Raw genomic sequence first — 26,049 nt, 5'->3', positions numbered from 1 at the left:
CACCGTCCGCGGCGTCCACCCAGGCTCCGCCGATGAACAACTGCGTGGGCGTGTCGGTCATGGCCGGCGCGACCTGTCCCCCGGGCGCGTCACCCCTCTTTCCTCCACCGGCGTTCTTCCCGGCGACCGCACCGCCCCTTAGGGTCATCCTGAGATGTCATGGCGCGCTCCTACTCTCGCCCTTGAGGGGACCCCCACCATGCGCAACCTGCTTCGTACCGCCACGGCCGGAGCCGTCACCGTCGCCGCGGTCCTCGTAGGCGGCACCGCCCAGGCGACGCCGCCGGGGCCGGGAGTCTCGGGCGTGATCATCGCTCAGACCACCATCGGCGACACCGACTACACCCTGCGGGAGATCACCATCCCCGCAGGCCAGGCCACCGGCTGGCACTACCACGACGGCCCGCTCTACGGTCTCGTCAAGCAGGGCACCCTCAGCCACTTCGACGCCACCTGCGCGTCGGACGGCGTGTATCCGCAGGGCAGCACGATCAGCGAGCCGGCCGGCCCCGGGAACGTCCACATCGGCCGGAATCTCGGCACCGAACCCGTCGTACTGGACGTCCTGTACGTACTGCCGCACGGCTCGCCCTTCTCGGAGGACGCGCCGAACCCCGGGTGCGACTTCGAGTGACCGGCCGCCGGACCGGACCGGCCACGGGGATCACTCGGCGGGCAGCGGCTGTTCCGCCCAGATCGTCTTGCCGGTGCCCGTCTGGCGGCTGCCCCAGCGCTGGGTGAGCTGGGCGACGAGCAGCAGGCCACGGCCGCCCTCGTCGTAGGCGTGCGCCCGGCGCAGATGCGGTGAGGTGGAGCTGCCGTCGGAGACCTCGACGATGAGGGCGCGGTCGCGGATCAGCCGGAGCTGGATGGGCGGTTCGCCGTACCGGATGGCGTTGGTGACCAGTTCGCTGACGACGAGTTCGGTGACGAAGGCCTCCTCCTCCAGCCCCCAGGCGGCCAGTTGCTCCATCGCGGCCTGGCGGGCGACGGACACGTGCGCGGGGTCCTGCGGGATGTCCCAGGTGGCCACCCGGCCGGCGCCCAGCGCGTGCGTACGGGCGAGCAGCAGGGCCACGTCGTCCCCCGGCTGCTCGGGCAGCACGGCCTTGAGCACCGCGTCGCACACGGCGTCGAGCGAGGCGCCGGGCAGGTTCAGGGCGCGGCACAGCTCGGCGGTGGCGTGGTCGATGTCGCGGTCGCGGTCCTCGATCAGGCCGTCCGTGTAGAGGGCGAGGAGGGAGCCCTCGGGCAGTTTCAGCTCGGTCGCCTCGAAGGGCAGACCGCCGACGCCGAGGGGCGGTCCCGCCGCCACCTCGATCAGCTCGGGGACACCGCCGGGCGGTACTACGGCAGGCGGCGGGTGTCCGGCGGAGGCGAGGGTCAGCCGGCGCGAGACCGGGTCGTAGACGGCGTAGAGACAGGTGGCGCCCAGTTCGGCGACGTCGTCGCCGTCCTCCTCGTCGGCCAGATGGGTGACCAGGTCGTCGAGGTGGGTGAGAAGTTCGTCCGGCGGCAGATCGACGTCCGCGAGGGTCCGTACGGCCGTACGCAGCCGTCCCATGGTCGCGGAGGACTGGATGCCGTGACCGACGACGTCGCCGACGCAGAGGGCGACCCGGCTGCCGGACAGCGGGATGACGTCGAACCAGTCGCCGCCGATGCCTGCCACCGACCCGCAGGGCAGATAGCGGTGGGCGACCTCGACGGCCGCCTGGCCGGGCAGTCCCCGGGGCAGCAGGCTGTGCTGGAGGGCCAGCGCGGTCGTGCGTTCACGGGCGAACCGGCGGGCGTTGTCGACACAGACGGCGGCGCGGCTGGCCAGTTCCTCGGCGAGGACGACGTCGTCGTCGGTGTAGGGGTCGGGGCGGGCGATGCGCAGGAAGACGGCGACGCCCAGCGTGGTGCCGCGGGCCCGCAGCGGCACGGTGACCATGGAGTGGACGCCCTTGCGGTACGGGCGGCCGACGGGCTCGCGGGCGTTGCGCTCCGCCACCCACTCGTCGAACGCCCGCTCGCCGGCCCGGCCGAGCAGCGCCCGGCCCTCCGCCATCGCCCGCACGGGCGGGGTGGACGGCGGGTAGGTGTCCTTCGCGCCCAGCGGTATGACGGCCTCCGGGGTGCCCTCGGTGACGGAACCGTGGGCGACCCGGCGCAGCACGATCTCGTCGGCCGCCGTCGCGGGTTCCTCCGCGCCGAGCACCCAGTCGAGCAGGTCCACGCTGACGAAGTCGGCGAACCGGGGCACAGCCACTTCGACGAGTTCCTCGGCGGTGCGGACGACATCGAGGGTGGTTCCGATGGCGGTCGCGGCCTCGTTGAGCAGGGCGAGCCGCCGCCGCGCCCAGTGCTCCTCGCTGCTGTCGAACGCGGCGATGCCCACCGAGGTGACGGCGCCCAAGTCGTCGCGCACCGGCCACATTTCGAGGCTCCAGGCGTATTCGCGGCCGTCGTCCGCGTTGATGCCGAAGGTCTCATAGCGCACGGGGACGCCGGTGCGGGTGACCTCGCGCAGGTTGAGCAGGAATCCCTCGCTGATCCGGTCGTCGGGCACGAAGTTGACGTCCGCGTAGAACTGTCCGACCAGGGCCTGCTCCTCGGCCTTCATCAGGCCACAGGCGGCGTCGTTGAGCCATAGGTAGCGCTGGTCCGTGTCGAAGGAGGACATCGCCACGGAGGCCTGCCTGATCGCCCGCCCCAGCGAGGCGGGCCCCTGCGCGGTCGCCCACGGCTCCGGTGCCGTCGGTTCGGGGAGGGCGGTGACGACGAATCCCCGTGCGCCGCCGTCCTCGCCCAGCACGGGGCAGACGCTGACGGCGAGTTCGACCCGGTGGCCGTCCCGGTGGCGGAGCGCGACCACTCCGGTCTGCTCGGTCAGCGCCGTCGGCGACAGGGGCTCGGCGAGCAGTTCGGCGGCCGGACGTCCGACGACGGCCTCGGCCGTGTGTCCCGTCAACCGCCGGGCACCCTCACTCCATCCCGTCACCATGCCTCGGGCATCGACGATCACCGCGGCGGCGACTTGTTTCATACGCCCCAGGATGGTCCCTGGGCTCCCTGGCATCAACCCAGATGACCCACCTCGGCACGGCGCCTTGGCGGAACCTGTCCCTCCACCGGACAGAAGGGACCAGTGGGAAACGCCAGGCGGGAGAGTCAGCCCTGATGCGCGCGGAGTGCGGCGAGGGCACGGTCCGCGTGGGTGTTCATCCGCAGCTCGCTCGTCACCACCTCCAGGACCGTGCGGTCCTGGGCTATGACGAAGGTGACCCGCTTGGTGGGGATCATCGAGAAGCCGCGCTTCACGCCGAACAGCTCACGGACCGTCCCGTCGACATCGGACAGCAGCGGCATGCCGAGCGTGTGGCTCTGCGCGAACTCCTGCTGACGGTCGACCGAGTCCCCGCTGATCCCGACCGGCCGCGCGCCGACGGCGGCGAACTCGGCGGCCAGGTCCCGGAAGTGACAGGCCTCGGCGGTGCAGCCGGCCGACAGGGCGGCGGGATAGAAGAAGAGGACGATCGGCCCGTCCGCGAGCAGTTCGGACAGCCGTCGGGGCGCCCCGCTCTCGTCGGGCAGCTCGAAGTCCTCGATCTTGTCGCCGACGTTCACCTTGCGTGTCATGACCGGCCCTCTCCGTTCTTCGCGACACTGCGTGCCCACAGGACGAGCGGCACCTGGAGCGGCAGCCGCGCGATGGCACCGGTCCGCAGGGCTGCGGGCCGGTTCCGCCAGTCGACGGCCATCTTCACGTTGGCCGGGAACACCCCGACGAAGAAGCCCGCCGTGGCGAGCGCCGCGACCCGCCGGGTGCGCGGCAGCGCCACCCCGGCCGCCAGCGCGAGTTCGGCGACACCACTGGCGTACGTCCAGGTCCTGGGCGTGCCCGGCAGGGCGCGCGGCACGATCGCGTCGTACTGGCGGGGCGCGACGAAGTGAGTGACGCCGGCGGCGGCCAGCAGACCGGCGAGCAGCAGGGGCGAGCGTTGGGACCGTGGCACGCTTCCTCCTCGGATGGTGTGCCGGGCGATCCTACGGGACGGTAATTACGGGCGGAGAGGCGGGTGTTCGACTGTCGCCCGTGGTCAGGCCGGGGGCTCACCGGGTTCCGCGAGGGTGCCCAGCCACTGCTGGAGCAGCGCCGCCTCCACCACGGTGAGCTGCTGCGGCGGTTCGGCGCGCAGCCGGGCCGCGAGGGTGGCCGCCGCCGTCGGTACGGCGTTCCCCCGGCCGGTGTCGCGAGGCTCGCCGGTGCCTGCGGGGCGGGTGATGGAGTCGATCACCGAGTCGCGCAGCCGGGCGGCGAACCGGATGTCGGGGTACTGCTCGGGTCTGGTGAGCATGGACAGGGCCGCGCCGACGTTCGCCGCCATGACGACCCGGGTGGCGACCTCCGGGGGGACGGTCAGCAGTCCGGCCGCCGCGCACCGCTCCAGCACGCCGTGCAGCAGGGCGTGGGCCTCCTTCGCGGCGGAGGGGGGTGCGGTCAGCTCGGGTGAGTACATCAGGCGGTAGTGGTTGGGGTGGTCCAACGCGAACCGCATGTGGTTGTCCCAGCCACGCTTGAGGTCGGCGACCGGGTCGACACTGGGGCGGGCGGCGCGCTTGGAGGCGAGGTACTGCTCGAATCCCCGGTCGACCACCGCTGCGAGCAGCCCCGCCTTGTCTCCGAAGAGCCGGTAGAGCATCGGCGCTCCCACGCCCGCGGCCTCGCACACGGCGCGCGTCGAGACATCGGCGGCCGACGCCCCGGCCAGCAGTTCCGTGGCGGCGTCCAGGATCTTCTCTCTCGCGTCCATGTGTTCACGGTACGGCATGCGTAGCGACGTTACGAGCACCCATTAACATCGCTACGATTCCGTGATACTGTCGATACGAATCGACCGTAGCGTCGCTACGAAGGGAACCGTCATGACCAGTCAGCCCAGCACGCCTCCGTCCGACCGCCCCCTCACCGGCCCGCGCGTCGCGATCGTCACCGGCGGCTCGCGCGGCATAGGGCGCCAGGTGGCCCAGCAGCTCGCCGCCGACGGATTCGCCGTGGTGGTGGGCTACGCGGGCAACAAGGAGGCCGCCGAGGACGCCGTCCGCACCATCGAGGCCGCCGGCGGCACCGCGCTCTCCGCCCGCGCCGACGTCGCGGACGAGGCCGACGTGAGCGGCCTGTTCGACCTCGCGGAGAGTACGTACGGCGGTGTCGACGCCGTCGTCCACGCGGCCGGCCGGATGGCCCTGTCCCCGATAGCCGACCTCGACCTGGACGAACTCGACGCCGTGCACCGCACCAACATCCGGGGCACGTTCGTCGTCGACCGGGAGGCGGCGCGCCGGCTGCGGCCGGGCGGAGCGCTCGTCAACTTCTCCACGTCGGTCCTCGGACTGTCCTTCCCGGGGTACGGCGCCTACGCGGCGAGCAAGGGGGCCGTCGAGGCCCTCACACTGATCCTCGCCCGGGAGATGCGCGGCCGGGACATCACCGTCAACGCCGTCGCACCCGGACCGACGGCCACCGATCTGTTCCTCGACGGGAAGGACGAGGAGACCGTCGCCCGCCTGGCCGCCCAGCCCCCGCTGGAACGCCTGGGCACACCGCAGGACATCGCCTCGGTCGTGTCCTTCCTGGTCGGCCCGACCGGCCACTGGGTCAACGGCCAGGTACTGCGCGCGAACGGAGGCATCGCCTGATCCGCCCGCGCCCCGGCACGTCACCGTCCGCGCGGTGCCGTCGTTCTCCAGGCTCCGGGAGCCACACGGTTCACGGGGTGCGGGGAGGAATGACCATGGCGGCTGCGGAGCAGAACACCGGTGACCGGGACGGCAGAGGAGGCCCGGTCTGCCGACGGGGATTCCTCAAGGCCGCGAGCGGTACGGCGCTCACGGCGGCCGGAGTCGGCGCCGCACCGGTCCCAGCCTCACCGCCGGCCACCGCCGCCCGCACCCGTGCCGTGACCTCCAGGATCGGGGACACCATGCCCTCACTCACCTTCGACGACCCGGCCACCCAGCGACGACTCGGCAAGCTCTACGCGTCCGCGCTCACGGACGTCTCCGAGCGCAACACCATCGCGGCGGATCCTGCGGTCTACGACAGGGCCGGACTGCTCACCGACCCTCCCGGCACCCTCGTACGGGCCGGGGCCGGCTATCCGGCGCCGCAGCGGTGGACCCGGGACGCGGCCGTCAACGCGTGGAGCGCGGTCTCCCTGCTGGCACCGGACATCGGGCGCAACACCTTGTGGTCGGTGGTGGACCGGGGGCCGGACGGGCTGGTCGTACAGCAGGACAACCAGTGGTGGGACCAGGTCGCGTGGATCGTGGCCGCCCGGCACCACTACCAGGTCACAGGTGACCAGGACTTCCTGGCCAGGGCGTACGAGACGTCCGTGCACACGATGAAGGAGCGCGAGGAGCACAGTTTCAACGGTTCGTACGGGCTCTTCCGGGGCCCGGGGTTCATGAACGACGGGATCTCCGGATATCCCGACCCGCTTTCGGCCGTGGATGTCCGTTCGTCCTTCGTCCTGGACCATCCGCACACCGCGGATCTGCTGTGCCTGTCGACGAACTGCCTGTACTACGGCGCGCGTTCGGCGCTGGCGGCCATGGCCGACGCGCTGGACAGACCGGTCGAGGCGGCGGCGTGGCGTGTGGCGGCCGAGCGGCTGCGGGCGGCGATCGACCGGCAGCTGTGGCGGCCGGAAGCGGGGACGTACGCGTATCTCGTGCACGGGGGCGGCCCCCTCGCGGGCCGTGTCGACACCTCGCAGGAGGGCGCCGGGCTCGCGCTCGCGGTGCTGCTCGGGGTGGCCGAGGAGCGGCGGGCGCGACAGATCCTGGACGGTGCGCACTGGCAACCGCACGGCATCGTCAACGTCTGGCCGCACTTCGCCCGGTTCGGCGCCGGCCGTCCCGGACGGCACAACGTGATGGTCTGGCCGATGGTGCACGGCCTGTACGGGCTGGCGGCGGCCGGGGCCGGCAGGACCGAGCAGTTCGCGCGCGCCGTCGAGACCTTCGCGGATCTCGTCACCGGCAGCGGGGGCGACTTCTACGAGGTGTACGACTCGGTGAACGGAAAGGTCGACGGGGGCTGGCAGAGCGGTGCGAGCGGCAGACCCGAGCACTTCGTCTCGCAGCCGCACCAGACCTGGTCGGCGACCGCGTATCTACGCCTCGTCCACGAGGGCCTGATCGGCCTGGAGCACTCTGCGGACACCGTCCGGCTGAGACCGTGCCTGCCCCGCCGCTGGGGGCCGGTCCGGCTGCGCGGCCTGCGCCGGCAGGACCTGACGCTGGACATCGCACTGACCGGCGCCGGAAACCGGGTGCGCTCCTGCACGGTGGACGGCCGGCCGAGCGCCCCGGTTCTCACCGCGACCGGAACGGGCCGGCACACGGTCGAACTGGTACTCGACGGGGACTAGGGCCAGTTCGGCGGATCATGTCGCGGACGCGGGGTCTGGCACGCACATCTGCCACGTTGTCGTCACTCGCCGACGCTCCGCGTCGACTCCCTCCTCCGCCCTGGGGCGTGGCACGCACACATGCAGTCGTACAACGCCGCAGCTGAAGTCGGCGTGATCCGCCGCAGGCGCGGGACTTGGCACGCCCCCCAGAGGGAGACCCTCAGCGGCATTGTCGTCGGCTGCCGACAGGCCCCGGCCGATCGCACCGCGGGGACGGTGCGACACGGCACTGGACGGTGTGTCAGGCGCTGGGGACCGGCTCGGCGGCGCCCTCCTCGCCCTCCTCCTCGAAGGAGTAGGCGAGGAAGTCGTCGACCATCCGGTGGAACAGACCGGCGAGCTGCTGGAGTTCCTCGGCGGACCAGCTGCCGAGGGCCAGTTGCATACCGCGGCGGCTCGCATCCCGGATGCGGTCGACGGCCTCCTCACCCGTGGCGGTCAGCTCGATGCGCTGGGCACGACGGTCGTCGGGGTCGGGTACGCGGGTGACGTAACCGGCCTTCTGGAGCTGCTGCACCTGGCGGGTGACATGGGAGGCCTCGACGGCGAGCCGGTTGGCGAGTTCCCCGGGGCGCATCGGTTCCGAGTCGGCGATCTGCCGCAGGAGCGCGGTCGCGGCCCGGTCCAGCGGAACCCCGGCGACCGCCATCAGACGGTCGTGCTGACGGGCACGGCTGACCAGATAGGAGATGCGGGTGAGAGCTCGTTCGATCTCGGCCACATCCTTCAGGGCAGGAGCGGATTTGGATGGCGGTGTGGACATACCCTCAAGTTTACCATCTCGTTGCGTAACTCAAGTAAATTCCGCCGCCGGGGCCGCTCCCGCCACGGCATCATGCCAGGCGGTGCCCACCGCGATGGCCTGCCGCCACCGGCGAATCGCCTTCGGCGGCATACCGACCGCCAGGACGCCCACCAGCCGGTCACTCGTGCGGTAGGCGGCCAGGAACCGGCGCTCCGTCAGATCGCCCTCGACGACGGCGACCTGGTCGTGGCCGCGCAGATAGCCGTATGCCTGGATCTTCATGTCGTACTGGTCGGACCAGAAGTACGGAACCGGTGCGAAGGGCTTGCGTGCGTCCGGGTCGAGGAGGTTGCGGGCCGCCGCCATGCCCTGCTCGGCGGCATGGGTGCGGTGCTCGATCCGCATCCGGGTGCCGAACAGGGGGTTGTACCAGCGGGCCACGTCACCGGCCGCGTACACGAAAGGGGCCGCCGCGCAGTACTCGTCGCAGACCAGACCGTCGTCCAGGGTCAGACCGCTGCCGGCCAGCCACTCGGTGTTGGGGCTGGAGCCGACGGCCACCAACACCTCCTCGGCTTCGAGGAGTTCGCCGTCGGCGAGGCGTACCCCGTCCTCGGTCACCTCGCTCACACCGACACCGGTGCGCAGGTCGACGCCGTGGTCGAGGTGGACCTTGGACAGCATCCGCCCGACCTCCTCGCCGACCGCGTGGGCCAGCGGCACGGGCGCCGGTTCGAGGAGCGTGACCTGGGCGCCGAGCCCCCGGGCCACGGCCGCGGCCTCGGCACCCAGGAAACCGGCGCCCACCACAACCAGACGGCGGCCGGGCGCGAGTCGGTCACGGAGGGTGAGGGCGTCGTCGAGGGTGCGCAGGACGTGCGCCCCTTCGCCGGGCAGTCGGCGCGGGCGGACGCCGGTTGCCACGATCAGCCCGTCGTACGGAATCCGGGTGCCGTCGGCGAGCAGCACGGTGCGGTCGGCCGGTTCGAGGGCGGTCGCGGCGGTGCCGAGGCGCAGATCGAGGTCGAGCGCGGCGAGGTCGGACCGCTCACGCAGCGCCAGGCGTTCGGGGTGCCACTCCCCCGCGAGGATCTGCTTCGACAGCGGCGGACGGTCGTACGGGGCCTCGGGTTCGTCCCCGACGAGGGTCAGTGTGCCGTCGTAGCCCTGGCGCCGGAGCGTTTCGGCTGCCGCCAGTCCGGCCGCCGAAGCACCGACGACCAGGATTCGCCTCACTGCTCGACCAGCCGGATGGCCGCCGCCGGGCAGATCGCGACGGCTTCCTGGACGCTGTCGAGGAGTCCGTCCGCGGGCGTCTCGTCGAGGACGACGGCGATGCCGTCCTCGTCGCGCTGGTCGAAGACCTCCGGCGAGGCCATCACGCACTGGCCCGAGGCGACACACTTGGGCTCGTCTAACTCCACTCGCATGGTCATGTCAGTGCTCCTGGTCGTGTTCGTCGTTGTGTGTACGGGTTGAACGTTGGACGTCCGGCCCCGGTCACGGCGTGGAACCGCCGAGCCAGTAGCCGAAACCCCGGCGGGTGTGGATCAGCGCCGGTCTCTCCTGGTTCACCTTGCGGCGCAGCCGGGAGACGAGTTGTTCGATCGCGTTGCCGCCCCGGTACTCGCCCCAGACGTGCCGGGCGATCTGTTCCTTCGACAGCACCTTTCCGGAGTTGACCAGCAGATGGCGCAGCAGCCGGTACTCCGCCGGGGTCAGATCGAGCGGACGCGGCCCACGGCGCGCCTCGCAGATGGTGTCGTCCAGGGCCAGATCGCCGTACGACAGCACCCTCAGCTGTCGTCCGGGGCTCCAGCCGCGCAGCAGCACCTGGACGCGGACCAGGACTTCGGAGACACGGAACGGCGTGGTCACGTAGTCCTGTCCGACCCGGCCCATCGCCGACAGCAGCATGCCCAGGGAGTCGGCGGGGGCGAGGAAGAGGACCGCCGGACGTTCACCGGTGACGCGATGCCGCCGCGCCAGCACGTCCAGGTCCGGCAGTGTCAGGTCGAGCACCACGAGGTCGAAGCGGAAGCCCCCGAGCCGGGTCAGTGCCTCGGTTCCGGAGCCCGCCACGGTGACAAGATAGCCCGCCAACTCCAGTGTGGTCGACAGCAGTTCGGCGATCGCGGGATCACCGGCGATGATCAGGATGTGCTGTCCGTCACCCTGGACCGGCGCCGGTTTCTCGCTGATGCTCACCATGGAAAGACCGTTCATGTTGGATCCACGCTTCACGTCTCGACAGCTGTGCGAGCCACCGCGGTCGACCGCCCGGTGCGGTCAGGGGGTGGGGTGGGGCACGAGGGGCCCGCGGCCGTCGTCCGGCTCGATGGCGTACGCGAGCAGATCGTCGACCATCCGGTCCACGAAGGCGGCCAGGCGCCGGAGTTCCTGGGGCGACCAGCCCTCCAGGGCCATCCGCATGGAGTGGCACTTGACCTCCCGGATCCGGACGACCGCCTCCTCGCCCGCCACGGTGAGCCGGATGCGCTGGGCGCGGCGGTCGTGGGGGTCGGGTACGCGGGTGACGTAACCGGCCTCCTGGAGGCGCTGCACCTGTCGGGTGATGTGCGAGGCCTCCACCGCCAGCAGGTTCGCCAGCTCCCCCGGGCGCAGGGGTTCGGAGTCGGCGATCTGCCGCAGGAGCACCACGGCGGAGCGCTCCAGCGGGATGCCGGCCAGCTCTCTCAGCCGTCCGTGCTCCCTGGAGTGGTTGGCCAGGTGAGCCATCCGGTTGAGATTGCGGTCGATCTCGGCCACGTCCGTCGCCGCCGGAGCGGGGACTTCCGCTGACGGTGGTGTGGGCATGGACGCCACCCTAGCAGTCTGCTTGCGTGACTCAAGCAAAATGACCCACCCTCCTCCCCGGCTCGACATTTAGCTTGCTTGACTCAAGTAACTCACATATGCTTGCCTGACTCAAGCAAAAGGGAATCACTGAAGCCCGCGACGCGAAGAGCCCGCGGGCACCGAGACCGGGGCCGCCTTGAGCGGAGGAGGCCCCGCCGCGCCACACCCGTGGGGACGGGGAACGGCGCGGCCCTCGGACCCGGCTCCGGACAACTCCCCCCGTCCGGCGCCGGGTCCGAGGACACCTGGAGACGGAAGGCGGAATTCCCCGATGAGGACCTTCGTACGAGCCGGACTGGCCGGGGCGGTCGCGTGCGGCGCGCTCGTCACCGCGCTCGCGGTCGGACGAGGCGACGACGACCCGGACCCGCCGCAGGGTCCGTATGTCGCGCTGGGCGACTCCTACACCTCCGGCCCCAGGATTCCCGCCCGGACCGGGAAGCCCGCCGGCTGCGACCGTTCCGACCGCAACTACCCCTCTCTGGTCGCGAAGCACCTGGCCCTGGACGCGGCCGACTTCCGCGACATGAGCTGCAGCGGCGCCCGGATCGCCGACCTCTCCTCCGCCCAGTCCACGGACGACGGCGTGAACCCGGCCCAGCTGTCCGCGCTCTCCGCGAGGACCGGGCTGGTCACCCTCGGCGTGGGCGGCAACGACATCGGCTTCGCCGCCACGGTCCAGGAGTGCGTCAAGAAGGGCGTCGTCTACCGGCTGACCGGCAGCGGCAGGTTCACCGGGAACGACGCGCCCTGTCGCACGGCGTACGACTCAGGTGCTACGGACGAGATACAGCTCAGGATCGACAGGGCGGGCACCCGCCTCGCCACCGCACTGGCGCAGGTGAAGCGCAGGGCCCCGCGGGCCGAGGTGTACGTCGTCGGCTACCCGGCGATCCTGCCGTCCGGCGGAAACGGCTGCGACGACGACATGACTCTCGCTCCCGAGGACGTGCGGTTCCTGGACGCCAGGGAACGGCAGCTCAACAGCGTGCTGCGCGAGCGGGCCGAGGCCGCCGGGGCGGTGTACGTCGACACCTACGGCCCTTCCGTCGGCCGTGACGCCTGTGCCGCTCAGGACACCCGCTGGATCGAGCCCCTGATGCCGGCGGCGGACGCGGCCCCGGTTCACCCCAACGAGCGCGGTGAGCGTGGCATGGCCGATGCCGTCGTACGCGCCCTCAATATGTCGGGGTGAACGCCCCCCGACTCCCGGATCTCCCCCCACGAAATCATCAGTTCCCGTACTCAGAAGGCGAGTCACCCATGTCCACCACGATGAAGTCCGTGCACACCGCGAAGGACAAGGTCGAGGTCGTCGATGTCGAGCGTCCGGTCCCCGGACCCAAGGACGCCCTCATGCGCATCCGCGCCTGCGGAATCTGCGGCACCGACACCTTCTTCCTCCACCTCGGCGGCATGCCGGGCGCCGACGGTTCCATGCGCTCGATCCCCCTGGGCCACGAACCCGCCGGCGAGATCGTCGAACTCGGCGCGGAGGTCAAGGACCTCAAGGTCGGCGACCGGGTGGTCGTCAACCCGCAGGGCGTGTCCTCGGGCATCATCGGCTGTGGTGGCGCGCACGGGGCGATGAGCGAGTACCTGCTCCTCGACGACTGCGAGGTCGGCAAGACGGTCACCGTCTTCCCCGACACCGTCCCCTTCGACGTCGCATCGCTGAACGAGCCGATGGCGGTGGCCCGCCACTGCGTCAACCGTTCCGAGGCCACTCCCGACGACACGGTCGTCGTCTTCGGCGCCGGGCCCATCGGACTGGGCGCCACGATCTGGCTCAAGCTGCGCGGCGTCAAGCACGTCGTCGTCGCCGACGTCATCCCCGAACGCCTGGAGACGGCCCTCGCCATCGGCGCCGACGCCGTCATCAACTCCAAGACCGAGAACGTCACCGAACGGCTCACGCAACTGCACGGCCAGGCCGCCAACGCCCTCGGCCAGCCCCGCCCCGGCACCGACATCTACATCGACGCCGCCGGCGCACCCGCCGTCATCCAGACCGTCGTCGACTCCGCCAAGTGGAAGGCCAAGCTCGTCATGGTCGCCGTACAGAAGAAGGGCTCGGACATCGACCTCGGCGGCATGCTCCGCAGCGAACTCACCCTCATCGCCTCCCAGGGCTACCCCACGGAGATCTTCGAGGTGACCCCGGAGATCGTGGAGCACCACGAGACCTTCGCCAAGCTCATCAGCCACCGCATCCCGTTCAACGAGGTCGACACCGCCTTCACCCTCGCCCTCACCCCCGGAGCCGCCGAAAAGGTCGTCGTCACCTTCGACGACCAGAACGACAAGTAGGACGACAGGTAGGGCAGAGAGCGGGCGTGGGCCCGGGGAGACACGGCTCCCCGGGCCCCGCCGTCACGTACGGGGTGTCACCACTCGACCGGGAGTTCGTAGACCCCGTACACCGAGCCGTCGTGCTTGAACGTGATGTTCTCCAGGTCGGTGGCCAGGCGCAGGGTGGGGATGCGGCGGTACAACGTGCCGTAGACGACCTCCAGTTCCAGCCTCGCCAGCGGCTGGCCCAGGCACTGGTGCACCCCGAACCCGAACGCGATGTGCCGGCGGGCGTCGCGCGTGAGGTCCAGGCGGTCGGGGTCCGGGAAGGCGTCGGCGTCCCGGTTGGCGATGTCGTTCGGCGCGATGATGCCCTCGCCGGCCCGGATGACCTCCCCCGCGAACTCGATGTCCTCCAGGGCCGCCCGACGCCGTCCGCTGTGGGTGATGTTGAGGTACCTCAGCAGTTCCTCCACCGCCGAGGCGATCAGCTTCGGGTCGTCCGAGTCGCGCAGCAGGGCGAGTTGGCCGGGGTGCTGGAGCAGGGCGAGGGTGCCGAGGGCGATCATGTTGGCGGTGGTCTCATGGCCGGCGACCAGGAGCAGGACGCCCATCTGGGCCGCCTCGTTGCGGCTCAGCTCCCCTGCCTCGATACGGCCGACCAGGCCGGAGAGAAGGTCGTCGCCCGGGGCGGCGATCTTCGCGCCCATCAGGTCGTCGAGGTAGGTGAGCAGATTGGTGCTGGCGGCCAGGCGCTCCTCGGGATCGATGTCCCGCTTGATCAGGATCCTGCTGTTGTCCTGGAAGAAGTCGTGGTCGGCGTACGGCACTCCGAGCAGGTCGCAGATGACCAGGGAGGGCAGCGGCAGGGCGAACGCCTCGACCAGGTCGACCGGTCGGGGGCCGGCCAGCAGGCTGTCGATCAGGTCGTCCGTGAGCTTCTGGATGCCGGGTCGCATCGCCCGGGTGCGTTTCACGGTGAAGGCCGCCGTCACCATCCGGCGCAGCCGGGCGTGTTCGGGGTCGTCCTTGAGGATGAAGCTGATGTTCGTCTCACCGGTCACGGCGCTGGACAGCGGGTAGCCGGGGGTCGCCGGGTCGGAGCTGACCCGGGGGTCACCGAGCAGGGTCCGCTGGTCCTCGTACCGGGTCACCAGCCAGGGCGTACTGCCGTTCCACAGCCGGACCCTGCGCAGCCGGGCGTCCTGCTGGAGGTCCCGCAGGACCGGTGGGGGGTCGAAGGGGCAGCGGGCCGCCCGGGCCATGGGGAACTCCGGGACCTCGGCCGGGTGTGCGGTGGGGGGATGGGCTGTGCTCGTCATGACGTACTCCGGTACTCCGTGAGTGGGGGAACGGTGCCTCGTACGTGGTGTCGCCTGCTTCCCTTCGGTGTCTCTCCCGGTGTTTCTCCCGGTGGTCATCCGGTGTGGGTGACCGGTGCCAGCCACAGGCCGACGATCGCGTCCACCAGGCCGGTGGCCGTGTCGTGCCAGTTGGCGCGAGGGGTGGTGGCGCGGTCGGCCAGGGCGCGTTCGCGCTCGGCGCACATGTTCAGGATCAAGTGGCGGGCCATGTCGCCCCGTTCGGCCCGGACGTCGGCCGGGAGGTGGGGCAGACAGCGGTTCAGGCCGTCGATGATCTCCCGCAGCCTCGGGGAGGCGAGGGCCTCCTCGGTCATGATCTCGTAGAGGGCGGGGTCGGCCATGACCTGGACGCAGAACCGCGCGTACCAGGTGGGGTTGCCGAGGGCCGCGAGGTGTTCGGGGATCGGCCGGACCAGACAGTCCACCCAGTCCCGCAGGTCGGCGTCGGCGCGCAGTCCGGCCAGGAGCCGATGGCGCACCTCCTCGATCTGCCGGGCGTGCTTGCGGACGATCGCCCGTACGAGGTCGGCCTTGGTGCCGAAGTGGTAGCCGACCGCCGCGTTGTTGCCCTGGCCGGCCGCCTCACTGACCCGGCGGTTGGACACGGCGTACACACCGCGCTCGGCGAAGAGCCGCTCCGCCGCGGTGAGGATCAGCTCGCGGGTCGCGCCCACCCGCTCCTCCCGCACCGTTCTGGCCGGCATCGCGTCACCACCTCACTGGGACCTCGTACGGCCTGCGACGAGCGGTCCCTCCGGTCGCCGGGCGTTTCCTCAACCCCGCACGATCAGGCAACTCCTGTGGCTAGCCTAAGTCAAGCAGCTGACTTAACTTGACGGAAACCGTTCGCTCGGAGGCGACGACATGTCCGAAGCACCTGCCCGACCTGCGGATTCGTCCGGTCCGGCCGAATCGGGGGTGCCAGGACCGCTGCGGGCGAACGCCGTCGTGACGGTCCTGGCCTTCGCGGGGATCGTCGTGGCGCTGATGCAGACGCTGGTGATCCCGCTGCTGCCCGAGCTGCCGAAACTGCTCGCCGCCTCGCCCTCGGACGCCACCTGGGCGATCACCGCGACCCTGCTGGCGGGGTCCGTCGCGACGCCGGTCGTCGGGCGGCTGGGCGACATGTACGGCAAGCGCCGGATGCTGCTGGCGAGCCTGGCCCTGCTGGTGGCCGGCTCGGTGGTCTGCGCCCTCAGCGACAGCCTGGCCCCGATGCTGGTCGGGCGGACCCTGCAAGGGATGTCGTCCGGGGTGATCGCGCTCGGCATCAGCATCATGCGCGACGAGCTGCCGGGCGAGCGGCTCGCCGGTGCCACCGCGCTGATGAGCGCGTCGCTCGGGGTCGGCGGCGCCCTCGGTCTGCCGGCCGCCGCGCTCCTGGCCGATCACGCGGACTGGCATGTCCTGTTCTGGGCCTCCGCCGGCACGGGCGTCGTCGCCACCGCGCTCGTCGTGCGGATCGTGCCGGAGTCGCCGGTGCGCACGGGCGGGCGCTTCGACGTGGTGGGCGCGGCCGGTCTGTCGACGGCGCTGGTGTGTCTGCTGCTGGCGATCTCCAAGGGCGCCGGCTGGGGCTGGGGCAGCGCCCGGACCCTGGGTCTGCTGCTCACGGCGGTCGTCGTGTTGCTGGCCTGGGGCCGTTGGGAGCTGCGCGCCGGGCAGCCGCTGGTGGACCTGCGCACCACGGTCCGCCGCCAGGTGCTGTTCACCAACCTCGCGTCGCTCGTGTTCGGCTTCTCGATGTTCGCGATGGTGCTGGTCTTTCCGCAGATCCTGCAGTTGCCCGAGGCGACCGGATACGGTCTGGGCCGGACGATGCTGACCGTGGGCCTGGTCCTGGCCCCGCAGGGCCTGGTGATGATGGCGACGGCCCCGCTCTCGGCCCGGCTGTCCAGGACCAAGGGCCCCAAGGTCACCCTGATGACCGGCGCCCTCGTGGTGGCCGCCGGCTACGGCCTGAGCCTGTTCCTCATGGCCACCGTCTGGCAGCTCGTCCTGGTCTCCTGTGTGATCGGAGCGGGTGTCGGACTCTCGTACGGCGCGATGCCGGCGCTCGTCATGGGGGCGGTCCCGGTCTCGGCGACGGCCGCCGCGAACAGCCTCAACACGCTGATGCGGTCCATCGGTACGGCGGTGTCCAGCGCGGTGGCAGGCGTCGTACTGGCCCGGATGACCACCTCGTTCGGCGGAGTGCCGCTGCCCGCCGAGAACGGGTTCCGGGTGGTGATGGGCATCGGTGCCGGGGCCGCAGTGCTGGCCTTCGGCTTCGCCTCCTTCCTGCCCCGCGGGCAGGCGACCGCACCGGCCGTGGAGCCCGCCGAGGGGCGGCTGGTGGCTTCCGCGCCGGGTGCGAACTCCCGCGACGAAGCGACCGGTTCGGAGTAGGAGGGTGCTCCGGAGGGTCTATCGTGTCGGCATGTCCGTCCCTGAACTGATCCGTATCGTCTCCCGCGACTCGCCCATGGCCCTCGCCCAGGTGGAGCGGGTACGTGCCGAGCTGGCCGTCGTCCACCCGCACGTGCGCACCGAGGTCGTCCCCGTGAAGACGACCGGTGACAAGTGGATGGGCGATCTGTCCAAGGTCGAGGGCAAGGGTGCGTTCACCAAGGAGGTCGACGCCGCGCTGCTGGCCGGTGAGGCCGATCTCGCGGTGCACTGCGTCAAGGACGTGCCCGCCGACCGGCCGCTCCCGGCGGGCACGATGTTCGCCGCGTTCCTCAAGCGGGACGACATCCGCGACGCCCTGATCCACCCGGGCGGCCTGACCCTGGACGAGCTGCCGGACGGCACCCGGATCGGTACGTCCTCGGTGCGCCGGATCGCCCAACTGGCCGCCTCCCACCCGCATCTGGAGTGCGTGCCGTTCCGTGGCAACGCCAACCGGCGGCTGGAGAAGCTCGCGGCAGGCGAGGCCGACGCGCTCCTCCTCGCGGTGTCCGGCCTTGAGCGCATCGGCCGGATGGACGTGGTCAGCGAGGTCCTCTCCCCCGAGACGATGATTCCGCCGATCGGCGCGGGCATCCTCGCCCTCCAGTGCCGTGAGGGCGACCACGAGCTGATCGACGCGGTCAGCGGCCTCGGCGACCCGGACACGCATCGGGAGGCGACGGCCGAGCGGATGTTCCTGCACGTCCTCCAGGGGCACTGCAACAGCCCGATCGCCGGGTACGCGAAGGTGTCCCGCAACGGCGAACTCTCCCTGCGCGCCTGTGTGTTCACCCCGGACGGCAAGACCCAGCTGAACGCCCACGAATGGGCGGGCCGCCTTGATCCGGCCACGCTCGGCACGTCCGTGGCGGTGGCGCTGCTGCGGCAGGGCGCGCGCGAGCTGATCGACAACATCGCGCACTGAGGAACGGGAACGAGAAGAAGGAACTACTCATACCGTCCGGCGCGCCGGGCGGTATCGGTCGTTCAGGTGGGTTCCGTCTGGCCCTTCTGGTCCCGCGGCTCCCTCAGGTCCCGCTGTTCCTTCAGGAAGTTGCTCACCTGGACGGCCACGCCGTCCCGGGCCGTGCCGTGGTGGCTGCCGGCGCCGGTGAAGTCCTCGGGGAGGCCGATCCCGCCCGCCCAGAGGTGCCGGGCGGTCCACTCGTCCTCGACCCGCAGCTGGATCTGCACGTCGACCTGCGCCAGGGAAGCCTCCGGGCCGGCGGCGTACAGGACGGCCGTGGCGCGGCGCAGCGGGTGAACGTCGAAGCCCTCGATGAACTGGGAGTTCCGCCAGTCGATGAAGGCGCCCTCGCCGTCGGAGCCGAGCCGGACGTCGACCTGACCGTCCTCCAGGTGGACGCCGTAGTGCCGGTCGCCACGGTTCTCGACGGTCACCCGGAGACTGAAATAGGTCAGCCCCTCGGCGGCGTCGTCGCGCCCGCGCGGCGGTTCGGCCGCCACCAGGCGGTGGACGCGGACACGCAGGCCGGCATGCTCGTCGTACTCGTGCCAGTCCCCGACCACGTTCGGCTCGCGCACAGTCCACCTCTCGACCTCGGATGGCTGCTTCCTATCCTTGTGCCCGGCGCACAGTCAAATGAGCGGAATGCGCTGTGGCCAGCGAATTCGCCCCCTTGATCACTGATCAAGCGGTGTGCAGCGGAAATCCGCCGAAGAGCCGTCCGACACCAGGTCGGCGCGTGCCGCACATCACGTTCCGGTGCATGGTCGTGACCGGCGTTCAGCGGGCCAGCCGGCCGAGGAGCGAGGAGGCCGCCACGATGCTGAGGACGGCGGCGACCAGCAGGACCCCGAAGTCGACAGCGAGGTTGGACGGGGTGCCGAGGAGGAGCCCGCGCAGGGCGTTCACCTGGTAGCTCAGCGGGTTGATCCGGCTGATCGTCTGGAGCCAGCCCGGCATCACGCTCACCGGGTAGAGGGCGTTGGAGCCGAAGAAGAGCGGCATGGTGATGGCTTGGCCGATGCCCATCAGCCGGTCGCGGGTGAGGACGATCCCGGCGATCGTCATCGACAGACAGGAGAAGAAGGCGGAGCCGAGGACGACGGCCGCGGCGACTCCGAGCAGCTTGAGCGGGTTCCAGGTCAGGGCCACACCGAGCAGGGCGGCGATGACGATCACGACGACGGCCTGGATGAGTGCCTTCACCCCGGCCGCGAAGGCCTTGCCGGTGACGAGGGCCGCGCGTGGGGTCGGGGTGACAAGGAGTTTGGTGAGGATTCCGGCGTCCCGCTCCCAAATGATCATGATGCCGTAGAAGATGGCGATGAACATCGCGGACTGGGCGATGATGCCGGGCGCCAGATAGTCGAGGTAGGGGATGCCGCCGGTCGGGATCGCCCTGATCCGGGTGAAGGTCTCGCCGAAGATCAGCAGCCAGAGGGCGGGCTGGATGGCCCGGGTGTACAGCTCGGTGCGGTCGTGGCGGAGTTTCTGCAGTTCGACGGCGCACATCGCGCCGACCCGGGCGGGCAGCAGGCGCCAGCCCGTCCTGGGCGTGGGCGGTACGAGCAGGAGGTTCGGGACGGCGGGGTCAGCCGACACGGGAAGCGGTGCGGCGGGTGCTGCGGACATCGCGGAAGTCTCCTGACCGTTCGTCGAGGCCGCTGCCGGCAATGTCCCGGAAGACGTCCTCCAGCGTGGGCGGCGGGGCGGTGTCGGACGCGCCCTCGGCCCGGCGCCGTTCGCCGAGCCCCGCGCGGAGTTCGTCGGGGGTGCCGAGGGCGCGGATGCGGCCGTGGTGCATCAGGGCCACGCGGTCGCAGTACTGGTCGGCCTCGTCCATGTAGTGCGTGGTGACCAGGACGGTCATGCCGGTGGCGGCGCGCACGGCGTCGATGTGCTCCCACACGCCCGTCCTGGCGATGGGGTCGAGCCCGATGGTCGGTTCGTCGAGGATGAGCAGCCGGGGCGCGCTGACCAGCGCCTGGGCCAGTTCGAGCCGGCGCACCATGCCACCGGAGTACGTCCCCGCGAGCCGGTCGGCCGCGTCGGTGAGGCCGACCGCCGCCAGGGCCTGGCCGACCCGTTCGGCGCGCTCGCGGCGCGGGACGTCGAAGACCCGGGCGAACAGGACGACGTTCTCGCGCCCGGTGAGCCCGGAGTCGGCGGACAGCTGCTGCGGTACGTACCCGAGCAGCCGGCGCACCGCCATCCGGTCCCCGGCGGCGTCGCGCCCGAAGACGCGGACCATGCCGGCGGGAACCGGCAGGAGCGTGGTGACGCAGCGGATCGCCGTGGTCTTGCCCGCGCCGTTGGGTCCGAGGAGGCCGAACACCTCGCCTTCCCGGACCGTGAGATCGAGCCCGTCGACGGCGTTGGTCTCCCCGAAGGCGTACACGAGTCCGGTACAGCTGACGGCTTCCCGGCCGTCGGTGGTCTCGGCGAACCGGGTTTTCTCGGTGGTCCTGTCGTACGTCATGTCTCCTCCGCCTCCTCGCGCAGGTTCCGGGCCAGCTTCCGCAGGGCCGGGAGTGCGGCCCGCAGGGCCTCCCGGTCGGCGTCGTCGAGACGCGCCACCTGCCGTCGTACGAGAGCGGTGCGCCGTTCCCGCCAGTCCCTGAGGCGTGCCTCAGCCGCCGGGGCGGGCAGCAGCCGGGCGGCCCGCCGGTCGGCGGGGTCCGTACCGCGGATCAGATAGCCGTCCTTGACCAGCTGGTTCACCAGCGTCGACACGGAGTTGCCCGCCAGGTACAGCTCCCTGGCCGCCTCCGAGATGCCGATGCCGGGGCGGTCCATGACCAGGCGCAGCAGCTCGACCTCGGCGCCCCGCAGCCGGGGCACTTTCGTCCCGCTGCGCAGTCGGCGCCGGATGAGCCGCTGCACTCCGAGAAGCGCGTCGGCGAGTTCGTCCGCGAAGGTCGCTGGTTCCACACGCCGAGATTAGCTCTGTGTCAGAGGTATTGAGGGAACAGGGAAGGAAAGGACGGGTCAAGAACATGTATTCAGCATCTTCCGTACCGCGAATTCGCACGGCGATCATCGAGAAACAGAAAGTCATGCTTTATGGCGTTTTGTTTCCATGTCACCGGGAGCGGGAATTCCCCTTTCAGTGCTTCGGACAGGAGGCACGTCCGTGGGAGCCGGTTCGCCGGGCCTTCGGCCGACCTCCGTGCGGTCCGTGAGCGCACCCTCCCCCGGTGTCTGTCCAGTCGGCACCAACCGAGGAAGGTGCGCGCGATGCGTATCGCCACGAGAACGAATCGCCATCCGCACGACGACGCCCCCGACACCGCCGCCGCCTTCGAACGCCTCGCCCGGCTGCCCGAGGGACCGGAGCGGCACGACCTCCGCGACGACCTCGTACGGGCCTGGCTGCCCATGTCGGAGCGGATCGCCGTCCGCTTCCGGGGCCGCGGCGAGGCCCTGGAGGACCTCTACCAGGTCGCGGCCGTCGGCCTGGTCAAGGCCGTCGACCACTACGACCCCGGACGCGGCGCCGCCTTCGAGGCCTACGCCGTGCCGACCGTCACCGGCGAGATCAAGCGTCACTTCCGCGACCATCTGTGGGCACTGCATGTGCCGCGCCGGGTCCAGGACCTGCGCAACCGGGTCCGCAGCGCCTCGAAGGAACTGTCCGCCACCGTCCCGGGCAGGCCCCCGACCGTCGCCGAGATCGCCGCGTACACCGAGCTGAGCGAGAGCGAGGTGCGTACGGGCATGGAGGCCCTGGAGTGCTTCTCCGTACTGTCGCTGGAGGCGGAGCTGCCGCGCACCGACGGGTACGCGCTCGCGGACACCGTCGGCGGACCCGACCCCGGTTTCGACCTGATCGTGGACCGCACGGCCGTCAGTCCCTGTCTGCAGGCACTGCCCGAACGTGAGCGGACCATCCTCTACCTGCGGTTCTTCGGCGGGATGACGCAGAGCCGGATCGCCGGGCAACTCGGTATCTCGCAGATGCACGTCTCCCGGCTGCTCAGCTCCTGCTGCGCGCGCATACGCGAGGAACTCGACCTCGACGACGAACCGTCCGACGGGGAACTCCTCGCCGATGCCTCCTGCTGAGGGCCTGCCCCGTACTCACTCCAGTCGCCCGGGCGAGTCTTTCGCGGCCGGGCGACTGGGGGGCGGGCTCACTGCCGAACCCTCCCGGGAGCGATTCCTCAGCGTGCCCTGCTCCCCGGTGTCACCGCAGGGACGGGGTTGAAACACACTCCCGGTCAGGAAAAGCGTCAGGCGTCCGGTGCGCCACCCGGAATCTGGGTGGGTCCGTGGCGGTCGAGCGCGTCCTCCAGTTCGGCACGGATGGCGGACGGCATTTCTCCGTCCCGTCCCCAGGTCAGAATCATCTCCGCGATATTGCGCAGTTTGATGTTCGTGTGCTGGGAGACCTCCTTCAGCACCTCCCACCCCTGGTCCGGTGTGACCCGCCCGAGCGCGACCATCATGCCGATCGCCTGGTCGACGACAGCATGGGAGGTGACGGCCTCCTTGAGCTGGTCGACCTCGGCCTGCAGGGCGAAGACCTGGTCGTCGTCGCTCGGGCCACCGTCCATGGACATGCTCACCTCCGGGTCGCGTCCCGCGTACTCTCCCATCGTCTCCACTGGGCCCGCCAGGTGCCAACAGGCCCGATCGGGGTACTCGACAGGCCCGCGACGGAGTTCGGCCGGAGACTGGTGTCCGGCCGGCGCCCGCCGGTGGACGGAACCAGGACGCGAGTGCCATGAACCACGACACGACACCATCCAGCGGCGCGACGGACGTCGTCTCGACCCATTCCGTGTTCGGCGCCCCCTGCTGGGTGAGTCTGACGAGCCGCGACCTGCGGGCCACGGAGGCGTTCTACAGCGCCGTACTGGGCTGGCGGTGGCGTTCGGCCCGGCTGGGCGACCGCTTCCGGGTCGCGCTGGTGCAGGGCACACCGGTCGCAGGGATCGCCGCGGTGGCCTCCGTGTGGCAGGTGGCGGTCGCCTGGATCCCGTACTTCGCCGTGCCGAGCGCGGACGAGGCGGCGGGCCGGGCCCGCGAGCGCGGGGGGACGACGGCGGTCGGACCGATCTCCTTCCCGCCCGGCCGGGCGGCCCTGCTGGCCGACCGGGACGGGGCGATCTTCGGGATCTGGGAGGGCGAGCTGCTCGCCGGCTGGGAGGCCTGGCGACGCGCGGCACCGGCGTTCGTACGGCTGCACACCCGCGACGCGTTCGACGCGGCCATCTTCTACGGCGAGATCCTGGAGTGGGCCTCGGACCGTCCCGGTTGCTGCGAGGTCCACTACGAGGGCGACGAGGTCGTGCTGCGCAGCCGGGGCGACGTCGTGGCCCGTATCGTCTCGGGTGCGCTGGAGGCGGCGCCGGACCCCACGATCCGGCCGCACTGGCAGGTCCACTTCGCGGTCGAGGACGTGGCGGCCTGCGTCAAGGCCGCCGAGAACAACGGCGGCAGTGTCCTGCGGTACGACACCGCTTCGGTGCCGTTCGAGGCGGTGCTGCGCGATCCGGACGGGGCACAGTTCACGGTGACCTCACACGTCCCGCGCTGAGCCCGCCGACTGCCGGACCGACGAGTAAAGGCGCTGGTCGTCCTGCAGCGGCTGGGTGCGGACCCTGCCGGTCCAGAGCAGCAGGCCGTGCCGCCGCTCCCAGCGGGCGACCCACCATCCGCGAGCCAGCCACACCGGCGCGAAGACCAGCGGGAAAAGGGCCAGATCGCGCTCCCACAACAGACCGGCGCCCACCGCGCACGCGGCCAGGGAGACGAAGAGAAGCGCGTTGACGCAGTTGCGGTACCCCTCGCCCCGCGTCGGCAGGACGGAGGCCGGATCCCGCAGCGGAGCGGCCTTGTCGAAGTCCCGCCCTTCACCGAACCACTTGACCCGGGAGACGGTGAGCACCCCGAACCCGGCAACGAGCACCAGATGGATCAGCCCGAGGACGATGGCCCGGCCGACGCCCCCCGGCGTCTCGGGGGCGCCCTCCACCCCGAACACCACCCCCGCGCTCACCACCGTCGCGCAGACCGCGAGGAGCGCGCAGATCACCTCGTAGTGGACGTACCTGAACACGGTGTTCCCCCTGCGCACGATGCTCCCCCTGTGCCCCACCCCGGCCCCGAGGCAGAGTGCCAACTCCACTATGCCCCGGGGCAGTCCGGAATGTGCCGCTCCTACGCGTTCACGAGGGCGTCGCGCGCCCTGCCCGTCGCACCGGCGAAGGACGGGACCACTCGGGGCGCCTGGCGTCCCTCCCGGAGGGTCGGCGCGGGCCCGGTCGTGACCAGCGGGACGCCTTCGCAGGAGCGGGCCCGGCGCGAGAACCAGATGATCTTGGCGCCGGTGTCCGTGGCACAGCAGCCCCAGCCGTCGCTCAGGGCGGCGATCCACGCCAGGCAGCCGCGCAGTTCCTGGTCGGGGCGCAGGTCGTGGTCGTGCTCGGCGATGGCGGTGATGAGGTGCTGGCCGTTCCACCACATCTCGATCACCGCGCGCTTGTCGGTCGCGTGCTCGTCGATGGCGCGCAACAGCATTTGGGTGCCGTGACAGACGGGTCCGACGAGGTGCTCCAGGCCCCAGAGGCGGAGGTGGGCGGCCAGGATGCGCTCGACCTGGCCGACCCGTTCGGGACAGACCTCCACGTCGAGGTGGTAGTAGCAGGGCTCTGCGGTCTTCATCGTCGTTGGCTCCTCACGGCGGACTCACCCTTCTGCACGCTCTGCGGGGCCGGGCCCCGAACGCGAAGCGTGAGCACTGTTCGCTTCTGAGTCAGCTCCAGAGTGGGAGCGCTAGTCCATTCGTGCAACACGAGCGCCCCCTGTGGTTGTTGAAGACCCAACAAGACGCTGGGTCGCCACGCATGCACCATGAGTGAAGGTCTCGCCGCAGAAGTCGTTGAAGCAGTCAGTCACGCAGTCAGTCATGAGGAAGGGGACCAGCGCCATGCTGCTGCCCGCCAAAGCCGAGGTCGCCCGACAGCTGAACAAGTACCGGGCGTGGGAGCGCGTCATGCTCGCGGCCCCGTCCGACCGTTCGGCTCGCGACAGTTTCGAGGACTCGGGCTACACCTTGTGCGTGCTGATGGGGAAGCGGTGCGCGCGGGAGGCGGCTCACGCCGCCGAACGCTATCTCCGCACCAGCCTGGTCACGTACCTGCGCGAACAGGCCGGCTGGACCCACAGCGACCGTTTCACCGGGCACGTTCCGCCCACCGTCCAGCGCACCGCCGCGGGCGGATAGCCCACCGGCACCACCCACGACTCCCGTCCCGATCCCGCCCCCTCCCCGAGCACGGCAGAGGTGAGACCCATGAGCCCGACTCCGGCCATCGGCCGCATCCCGGTCCGGGATGTACGCCCGGCCGTCGAGAGCGGCAGACGCCCGGCGAAGGCCGTCGCGGGAGAGACCTTCCAGGTCACCGCGACGGTCTTCCGCGAGGGCCATGACGCGGTCGGCGCCAATGTCGTGCTGTGCGACCCGGAGGGCCGTCCGGGCCCCTGGACGCCGATGCGTGAACTCGCCCCGGGCTCCGACCGCTGGGGCGCGGACGTCACCCCGGACGCGACGGGCCACTGGACCTACCGGGTCGAGGCGTGGGGCGACCCGATCACCACCTGGCGGCACCACGCGGGCATCAAGATCCCGGCCGGGATCGACACCGGGCTGATGCTGGAGGAAGGCGCGCAGCTGTACGAGCGTGCAGCCGCGGGTGTGCCGCAGAAGGCGGCCCGTGCTGTCGTGCTGGCCGCCGCACGAGCCCTGGGTGACGACTCGCTCCCTGTCCCGGATCGCCTCGCGCCGGCGCTGACCCCGGCGGTGGACGAGGTGCTGGCGCGGTTCCCGTTGCGTGAGTTGGTCACCGCCAGTGAGCCGTTGGCGCTGGTGGTGGAGCGGGAGCGGGCGTTGTACGGGGCCTGGTACGAGTTCTTCCCGCG

At 71.0% G+C, this 26,049-nt stretch carries 29 protein-coding genes; 11 read left to right on the top strand and 18 right to left on the bottom strand.

The genetic code is table 11. The features are described from left to right. Positions 1-199 precede the first annotated feature (199 nt). On the top strand, positions 200-634 hold the full coding sequence (locus tag ACWDR4_RS46300) for a cupin domain-containing protein (protein WP_450417741.1): 435 nt from the start codon (positions 200-202) through the stop codon (positions 632-634). 30 nt (positions 635-664) lie between these two features. Here the strand turns inward: ACWDR4_RS46300 and ACWDR4_RS46295 are convergent, their stop codons facing one another. The 4 genes from ACWDR4_RS46295 to ACWDR4_RS46280 form a co-directional block, all read right to left on the bottom strand. After that, a complete protein-coding gene (locus ACWDR4_RS46295) occupies positions 665-3,031 on the bottom strand; it encodes a SpoIIE family protein phosphatase (RefSeq protein WP_450417740.1) in 2,367 nt (788 codons plus the stop codon). 125 nt (positions 3,032-3,156) lie between these two features. Then, entirely contained in the window at positions 3,157-3,624 is a 468-nt protein-coding gene (locus ACWDR4_RS46290; RefSeq protein WP_450417739.1) for a peroxiredoxin, read from the bottom strand. Then, complete coding sequence (locus ACWDR4_RS46285; RefSeq protein WP_450417738.1) at positions 3,621-4,001, bottom strand: DoxX family protein; 381 nt, start codon at positions 3,999-4,001, stop codon at positions 3,621-3,623. The genes ACWDR4_RS46290 and ACWDR4_RS46285 overlap by 4 nt, the downstream gene beginning before the upstream one ends. Positions 4,002-4,085: 84 nt before the next feature. Further along, on the bottom strand, positions 4,086-4,799 hold the full coding sequence (locus ACWDR4_RS46280; RefSeq protein WP_450417737.1) for a TetR/AcrR family transcriptional regulator: 714 nt from the start codon (positions 4,797-4,799) through the stop codon (positions 4,086-4,088). Between the two features lie 112 nt (positions 4,800-4,911). On the opposite strand from ACWDR4_RS46280, the gene ACWDR4_RS46275 reads away from it, so the two are divergent. Both ACWDR4_RS46275 and ACWDR4_RS46270 read left to right on the top strand, forming a co-directional pair. Then, on the top strand, positions 4,912-5,685 hold the full coding sequence (locus tag ACWDR4_RS46275; protein ID WP_450417735.1) for an SDR family oxidoreductase: 774 nt from the start codon (positions 4,912-4,914) through the stop codon (positions 5,683-5,685). 95 nt (positions 5,686-5,780) lie between these two features. Further along, positions 5,781-7,424: an MGH1-like glycoside hydrolase domain-containing protein gene (locus tag ACWDR4_RS46270; RefSeq protein WP_450417733.1), complete on the top strand. Its 1,644-nt coding sequence runs from the start codon at positions 5,781-5,783 to the stop codon at positions 7,422-7,424. Positions 7,425-7,707: 283 nt separating this feature from the next. Here ACWDR4_RS46270 and ACWDR4_RS46265 read toward each other — a convergent pair whose 3' ends face one another. From ACWDR4_RS46265 to ACWDR4_RS46245, 5 genes are all read right to left on the bottom strand, one after another. Beyond that, complete coding sequence (locus tag ACWDR4_RS46265) at positions 7,708-8,229, bottom strand: MarR family winged helix-turn-helix transcriptional regulator (RefSeq protein WP_450417731.1); 522 nt, start codon at positions 8,227-8,229, stop codon at positions 7,708-7,710. A 30-nt stretch (positions 8,230-8,259) separates the two neighbouring features. Then, positions 8,260-9,447, bottom strand: a complete 1,188-nt coding sequence (locus tag ACWDR4_RS46260; protein WP_450417729.1) for an NAD(P)/FAD-dependent oxidoreductase — start codon at positions 9,445-9,447, stop codon at positions 8,260-8,262. Then, complete coding sequence (locus ACWDR4_RS46255) at positions 9,444-9,641, bottom strand: ferredoxin (RefSeq protein ID WP_450417746.1); 198 nt, start codon at positions 9,639-9,641, stop codon at positions 9,444-9,446. Before ACWDR4_RS46255 ends, ACWDR4_RS46260 begins: the two co-directional genes overlap by 4 nt. Before the next feature lie 70 nt (positions 9,642-9,711). Beyond that, positions 9,712-10,437: a response regulator transcription factor gene (locus ACWDR4_RS46250; RefSeq protein WP_450417727.1), complete on the bottom strand. Its 726-nt coding sequence runs from the start codon at positions 10,435-10,437 to the stop codon at positions 9,712-9,714. Between the two features lie 63 nt (positions 10,438-10,500). Continuing rightward, positions 10,501-11,028 carry a MarR family winged helix-turn-helix transcriptional regulator gene (locus ACWDR4_RS46245; RefSeq protein ID WP_450417725.1) on the bottom strand — a complete coding sequence of 176 codons (528 nt, stop codon included), beginning with the start codon at positions 11,026-11,028 and terminating at the stop codon, positions 10,501-10,503. A gap of 313 nt (positions 11,029-11,341) precedes the next feature. Between ACWDR4_RS46245 and ACWDR4_RS46240 the strand changes: the two genes are divergently transcribed. Continuing rightward, positions 11,342-12,265 (top strand): SGNH/GDSL hydrolase family protein, encoded by a 924-nt coding sequence (locus ACWDR4_RS46240; RefSeq protein WP_450417724.1) that lies wholly within the window; start codon positions 11,342-11,344, stop codon positions 12,263-12,265. Between the two features lie 68 nt (positions 12,266-12,333). Further along, positions 12,334-13,380 (top strand): zinc-dependent alcohol dehydrogenase, encoded by a 1,047-nt coding sequence (locus ACWDR4_RS46235; RefSeq protein WP_450417723.1) that lies wholly within the window; start codon positions 12,334-12,336, stop codon positions 13,378-13,380. Positions 13,381-13,457: 77 nt separating this feature from the next. On the opposite strand, the gene ACWDR4_RS46230 is transcribed toward ACWDR4_RS46235, so the two are convergent. Beyond that, positions 13,458-14,684: a cytochrome P450 gene (locus ACWDR4_RS46230; RefSeq protein ID WP_450417721.1), complete on the bottom strand. Its 1,227-nt coding sequence runs from the start codon at positions 14,682-14,684 to the stop codon at positions 13,458-13,460. Positions 14,685-14,779: 95 nt separating this feature from the next. Then, positions 14,780-15,430 carry a TetR/AcrR family transcriptional regulator gene (locus ACWDR4_RS46225; RefSeq protein ID WP_450417719.1) on the bottom strand — a complete coding sequence of 217 codons (651 nt, stop codon included), beginning with the start codon at positions 15,428-15,430 and terminating at the stop codon, positions 14,780-14,782. A 160-nt stretch (positions 15,431-15,590) separates the two neighbouring features. Here ACWDR4_RS46225 and ACWDR4_RS46220 point away from each other — a divergent pair, with 160 nt between their 5' ends. Then, positions 15,591-17,114 carry an MFS transporter gene (locus tag ACWDR4_RS46220; RefSeq protein ID WP_450417718.1) on the top strand — a complete coding sequence of 508 codons (1,524 nt, stop codon included), beginning with the start codon at positions 15,591-15,593 and terminating at the stop codon, positions 17,112-17,114. A gap of 31 nt (positions 17,115-17,145) precedes the next feature. Beyond that, on the top strand, positions 17,146-18,081 hold the full coding sequence (gene hemC, locus ACWDR4_RS46215) for a hydroxymethylbilane synthase (protein ID WP_450417717.1): 936 nt from the start codon (positions 17,146-17,148) through the stop codon (positions 18,079-18,081). 62 nt (positions 18,082-18,143) lie between these two features. Here the strand turns inward: hemC and ACWDR4_RS46210 are convergent, their stop codons facing one another. From ACWDR4_RS46210 to ACWDR4_RS46195, 4 genes are all read right to left on the bottom strand, one after another. Next, entirely contained in the window at positions 18,144-18,701 is a 558-nt protein-coding gene (locus ACWDR4_RS46210) for a hypothetical protein (protein ID WP_450417715.1), read from the bottom strand. A gap of 202 nt (positions 18,702-18,903) precedes the next feature. Next, complete coding sequence (locus tag ACWDR4_RS46205) at positions 18,904-19,755, bottom strand: ABC transporter permease (protein ID WP_450417714.1); 852 nt, start codon at positions 19,753-19,755, stop codon at positions 18,904-18,906. Continuing rightward, on the bottom strand, positions 19,715-20,602 hold the full coding sequence (locus tag ACWDR4_RS46200; RefSeq protein WP_450417712.1) for an ABC transporter ATP-binding protein: 888 nt from the start codon (positions 20,600-20,602) through the stop codon (positions 19,715-19,717). The genes ACWDR4_RS46205 and ACWDR4_RS46200 overlap by 41 nt, the downstream gene beginning before the upstream one ends. Then, positions 20,599-21,054 (bottom strand): MarR family winged helix-turn-helix transcriptional regulator, encoded by a 456-nt coding sequence (locus ACWDR4_RS46195; RefSeq protein WP_450417711.1) that lies wholly within the window; start codon positions 21,052-21,054, stop codon positions 20,599-20,601. Before ACWDR4_RS46195 ends, ACWDR4_RS46200 begins: the two co-directional genes overlap by 4 nt. A gap of 306 nt (positions 21,055-21,360) precedes the next feature. On the opposite strand from ACWDR4_RS46195, the gene ACWDR4_RS46190 reads away from it, so the two are divergent. Further along, positions 21,361-22,188, top strand: coding sequence for a SigB/SigF/SigG family RNA polymerase sigma factor (locus ACWDR4_RS46190; protein ID WP_450417709.1), 828 nt, complete (start codon positions 21,361-21,363; stop codon positions 22,186-22,188). 167 nt (positions 22,189-22,355) lie between these two features. On the opposite strand, the gene ACWDR4_RS46185 is transcribed toward ACWDR4_RS46190, so the two are convergent. Then, positions 22,356-22,685 carry an ANTAR domain-containing protein gene (locus tag ACWDR4_RS46185; RefSeq protein WP_450417745.1) on the bottom strand — a complete coding sequence of 110 codons (330 nt, stop codon included), beginning with the start codon at positions 22,683-22,685 and terminating at the stop codon, positions 22,356-22,358. A gap of 164 nt (positions 22,686-22,849) precedes the next feature. Between ACWDR4_RS46185 and ACWDR4_RS46180 the strand changes: the two genes are divergently transcribed. After that, positions 22,850-23,665 (top strand): VOC family protein, encoded by an 816-nt coding sequence (locus tag ACWDR4_RS46180; protein ID WP_450417708.1) that lies wholly within the window; start codon positions 22,850-22,852, stop codon positions 23,663-23,665. Here ACWDR4_RS46180 and ACWDR4_RS46175 read toward each other — a convergent pair. After that, positions 23,648-24,187, bottom strand: a complete 540-nt coding sequence (locus ACWDR4_RS46175) for a hypothetical protein (protein WP_450417707.1) — start codon at positions 24,185-24,187, stop codon at positions 23,648-23,650. The two genes, ACWDR4_RS46180 and ACWDR4_RS46175, sit on opposite strands and share 18 nt — an antisense overlap. A gap of 101 nt (positions 24,188-24,288) precedes the next feature. Next, positions 24,289-24,792 (bottom strand): pep a2, encoded by a 504-nt coding sequence (locus ACWDR4_RS46170; RefSeq protein WP_450417705.1) that lies wholly within the window; start codon positions 24,790-24,792, stop codon positions 24,289-24,291. Between the two features lie 265 nt (positions 24,793-25,057). Between ACWDR4_RS46170 and ACWDR4_RS46165 the strand changes: the two genes are divergently transcribed. Continuing rightward, on the top strand, positions 25,058-25,354 hold the full coding sequence (locus ACWDR4_RS46165) for a DUF5133 domain-containing protein (protein WP_450417743.1): 297 nt from the start codon (positions 25,058-25,060) through the stop codon (positions 25,352-25,354). A gap of 69 nt (positions 25,355-25,423) precedes the next feature. Further along, positions 25,424-26,049: maltotransferase domain-containing protein (locus ACWDR4_RS46160; RefSeq protein WP_450417703.1), on the top strand; the 626-nt coding region annotated here is incomplete at its 3' end.

The sequence above is a fragment of the Streptomyces sp. NPDC000878 genome, from assembly GCF_053599695.1.
The sequence above is the reverse complement of the archived record's forward strand: the minus strand, read 5'-3'. Positions and strand labels throughout refer to the sequence as shown.